Source organism: Vicinamibacteria bacterium (assembly GCA_035620555.1).
Classification (GTDB): Bacteria; Acidobacteriota; Vicinamibacteria; order Marinacidobacterales; family SMYC01; genus DASPGQ01.
In genome coordinates, this window is sequence record DASPGQ010000546.1 from 1 (window position 1) to 3,977 (window position 3,977).

Consider the following 3,977-nt stretch of genomic DNA (forward strand, 5'->3'; position numbering starts at 1 on the left):
ATTGGAGCCATCGCTTGTCGAAACGATTCACGACCTGGATCCAAGGCACTTTCACGTGAAGGCCCGGCTCGGTGATCGGCTCTCCCACGGGATCGCCGAACTGGGTAATGATGGCCTGTTCGGTCTCGTTGAGGGTGTAGAGCGCGCCGGGGAGGACGAGCACGACGAGAAAAAGAACGATGAGAACCGCGATTCGATTCATTGCTTCACCTCCCCCTGTAGATTCAGAAGCGGCAAGACCGACGTGCCCTCCTCGTCCACGATGACCTTTCTACCCAGCTTCGGAAGAACGTCGTTCAGCATCTCGAGATACATGCGATTCCGCGTGACCCTCGGCGCCTTGCGGTACTCCTCGTAGATCGCCTCGAAGCGACCGGCCTCACCGACCGAACGATTGACGCGAGCGGCGGCATAGCCCTCGGCCTCCTGAATGAGCCGCTGGGCCTCGCCTCGAGCACGCGGTATGGCCTGGTTGTACTCGGCCAGAGCTTCGTTGGTGAGGCGTTCCTTCTCCTGGATGGCTTCGTTGACCTCGTTGAAAGACGGCTTGACGGGATCGGGCGGGGTCACGTCCTGGAGAACGAGCTGCTGGACGTCGATCCCCGCCCCATACCGCTCGCAGAGCTCCTGGAGTATGTTCTTTGCCTGAAGGGCGATGCTGGCTCGGCCGGTGGTGATGACCTCGTCGACGCTGTGGTCCCCGACGACTTCCCGCATCGCCGCTTCACCCATGGCGCGAAACGTCGACTCGACGTCGCGGATGTTGAAGAGATAGTCCCGCGGATCCTTGATCTTGTACTGCACGATCCACTCGACGACGGCGACGTTGAGATCGCCGGTCAGCATCAGGGACTCGTCGTCGAATCCCTCACGGCTGAACTGGCTGCGCACCCCAGGCTGGGTGGTCCGAAAGCCGAACTCCTGTTTGAGCTGGCGCTGGACCGGCACTTCGTAAACGTTCTCGACGAACGGAATGAGAAAATGGAGCCCCGGCTCGGTCACGCGAGCAAAGCGGCCGAAGCGGAGCACGACTCCCTGGGCGTCGGTCGCGACTTGATAAACGCCTTTATAGAGCAGCACGGCGGCGAGGATCGCGATGACCAGTGCACCCATGCCCCGCGGCGACAGCCGGGGCATGTTGACGCGCGGCATGCGGGATGCGTCGAAATCGAACGGTCCTCGTCCGCTTCCTCCAAATGACATGATTGCCTCCTTGCGCCGGTAGGTTATCGCATCGAGTAAAATCCCGGGAATGGTACTACCCACGCGGTACGACTTCGCGGGCACCGAGAAGCGAATTTACGAGCTGTGGCGCCAAAAACGCGCTTTTGACAGCGTCTACGATCCGGCCGGGAAGCCACGCTCGGAAACGGAGGCGGGAAAGCCTCGCTTCACCATCGTCATCCCGCCGCCGAACGTCACCGGGCGGCTCCACATGGGCCACGCGCTCAACAACACCATTCAGGACGTCCTCATCCGATACAAGCGCATGGACGGCTACGATGCCCTCTGGGTGCCCGGGACCGATCACGCAGGAATCTCGACTCAGACCGTCGTCCGCAAACATCTGGATGCCGAGGGAATCGACTACCGGTCGCTCGGGCGCGAGAAGTTCGTCGAGAGAGTCTGGGAGTGGAAGCAGAGATACGGCGACATGATCTTGAAGCAGCTCGAAAAGCTGGGCTGCTCGTGCGACTGGCGGCGAACCTGCTTCACGATGGATGAAGGGCCGTCACGCGGCGTCCGTGTCGTCTTCAAGGCCCTCTATGACCGTGGCCTGCTGTACCGCGGCAAGCGCATCGTCAACTGGTGCCCCGTCGATCGCACCGCGCTCTCGGATGACGAGGTCAACACCAGGGACGGCGGGGAGCCGGGCCACCTGTGGCACATCCGCTATCCGCTCGTCGAGCCGGCGAACGGCATCGAATCCTTGACGGTCGCAACGACGCGGCCGGAAACGATGTTCGGTGACGTCGCCGTCGCCGTGCACCCCGAGGACGAGCGCTACCGCGCGGTCGTGGGAAGAAACGTCCGCTTGCCGCTCCAGGGGCGCATCATCCCCATAATCGCCGACGACTACGTGGACCGTTCGTTCGGAACGGGATGTCTCAAGATCACCCCCGCGCACGATCCGAACGACTTCGAGCTCGGAAACCGCCACGGCCTCTCACCCGTCGACGTCATGAACGACGACGCATCGATGAACGACGTCGTGCCCGAGCGTTTTCGGGGACTCGACCGTTTCGAGGCGCGTCGCGAGGCCGTCCGGGCTCTCCAGGAGGAGGGGCTCATCGAGAAAGTCGAAGAGCGCATGGTTCCGGTTGGCCGCGCGCAGCGCTCGGGAGCGCTCATCGAATATCGGCTCTCGGATCAATGGTTCGTCCGGATGAAACCCCTGGCCGCCAAAGCGCTCGCGGCGAGCGGCTACGAGCTTTCCGACGGAACCTGGGTGAAGAAGCGCGACGGGCAGCTCTCGTTTCATCCCTCGCGCTGGGAAAAAATCTATTACGACTGGCTCACGAACATTCGCGACTGGACGATCAGCCGCCAGATCTGGTGGGGCCATCGCATTCCCGCCTGGCACCATGTCGAGACCGGTGAGATCCTCGTCGATCTGGACACGCCCGAGCCCGCTCGCCGGAATCCCGACCAATGGCAGCAGGACCCCGACGTCCTCGACACCTGGTTCAGCTCGTGGCTCTGGCCGATGACGACGCTCGGATGGCCTGACGAGACGCCGGACCTCGAGCGCTATTTTCCCACGAGCGTGCTCTCGACCAGCAAGGACATCATCTTCTTCTGGGTCGCGCGGATGAATTTCGCCGCCCTGGAGATGAAGGGGGAGCTCCCCTACCGCGACGTTTACATCCACCCGACGGTGCTCGACGAGCGGGGCGCCGTCATGAGCAAGAGCAAGGGAAATGGCATCGATCCCCTCGCGGTCATCGACGGGGCCACGGCCGAGGATCTCAAGGAACCGATCTACGAGGCACGCCCGGAGAACATGGAAGAGCTGTTGCAGCGCACCGCGAGGAGTTTTCCTGACGGTTTCGAGGCGATCGGCGCCGACGCTCTTCGTTTCACCCTGGTCTCCTCCTGCTCCGAAGGTCAGGAAATGCGGCTGTCCCTCCAGCGATTCAACGACATCGGCCGCCGGTTCATCACCAAGCTCTGGAACGCGAGCCGTTACGTTCTCCTCTCCCTCGAGACCGTGCCCGACGTGGACGCGGGTGAGTCGGAGCCCGCCGTCGAAGATCGCTGGATCGGCTCTCGCACCGCCTCGACGATCGGGGAAGTCCGCGCCGCGCTCGACGGGTTCGATTTCGCCCCCGTCGGCCAGGCCCTCTATCGTTTCGTCTGGAACGACTACTGCGACTGGTATCTCGAGCTCACCAAGGCCCGCATGAGCGGCGAAGACCCTTCGGCGGCGCGACGCGCGGCTCACACGCTCGGCGTGACGTTGGCCGATATCTTGCGCTTGCTCCACCCGGTGACGCCCTTCATCACCGAGGAGATCTGGGGAAGACTTCAGGAAGCGATGGATGCCAAGGGACTCTGGCTCGGCGCTCGGCCGGAGTCCGAGTTATTGATCCTCGAGCGCGCTCCCAAAGCGGACCGGGTACCCGACCGTGAGCTCGAGACCGAGTTCGAGGCTCTTCAGCGAGTCGTGAATCGGGTTCGCACGAGTCGCGCCAACGCCCGCCTCGCCCACGGTGTGAAGTTGAACGTTTCGGTAAAGACTCTCAACGGATCCCTCAGTGGTCATCTCGCCGAGACCAAACCGGTTCTGATCGCGCTCGCGAGTCTCGCCGCGCTCGACGTCGTTCGTGAGCGTCCGGCGGGGACGGTCGCGTTCGTCGACCCCGCGTTCGACGCCAACGACGATCACCCGCCGCACCACCCGATGCTCGGCCAGCAGTTCCTCGCCGCGCTCTACGCCGGCCTGGCCGCCTCGCCCCAGTGGAACGACAGCCTCT

Annotated in this window: 3 protein-coding genes; 1 reads left to right on the forward strand and 2 read right to left on the reverse strand. The window is 63.3% G+C overall.

Annotated elements, in window-relative coordinates; genetic code table 11:
- Both VEK15_22105 and hflK read right to left on the reverse strand, forming a co-directional pair.
- Positions 1-202, reverse strand: a 202-nt coding sequence (locus VEK15_22105; protein HXV63410.1) for an SPFH domain-containing protein, incomplete at its 3' end; no start/stop codon positions are given.
- Positions 199-1,203 carry an FtsH protease activity modulator HflK gene (hflK, locus tag VEK15_22110; GenBank protein ID HXV63411.1) on the reverse strand — a complete coding sequence of 335 codons (1,005 nt, stop codon included), beginning with the start codon at positions 1,201-1,203 and terminating at the stop codon, positions 199-201. The genes VEK15_22105 and hflK, both read right to left, overlap by 4 nt.
- Before the next feature lie 49 nt (positions 1,204-1,252).
- On the opposite strand from hflK, the gene VEK15_22115 reads away from it, so the two are divergent.
- Positions 1,253-3,977: valine--tRNA ligase (locus tag VEK15_22115; protein ID HXV63412.1), on the forward strand; the 2,725-nt coding region annotated here is incomplete at its 3' end.

Bases quoted from the DNA above. Each gene is read 5' to 3' on its own strand.
- hflK (HXV63411.1), bottom strand. From the start codon at position 1,203: ATGTCATTTGGAGGAAGCGGACGAGGACCGTTCGATTTCGACGCATCC.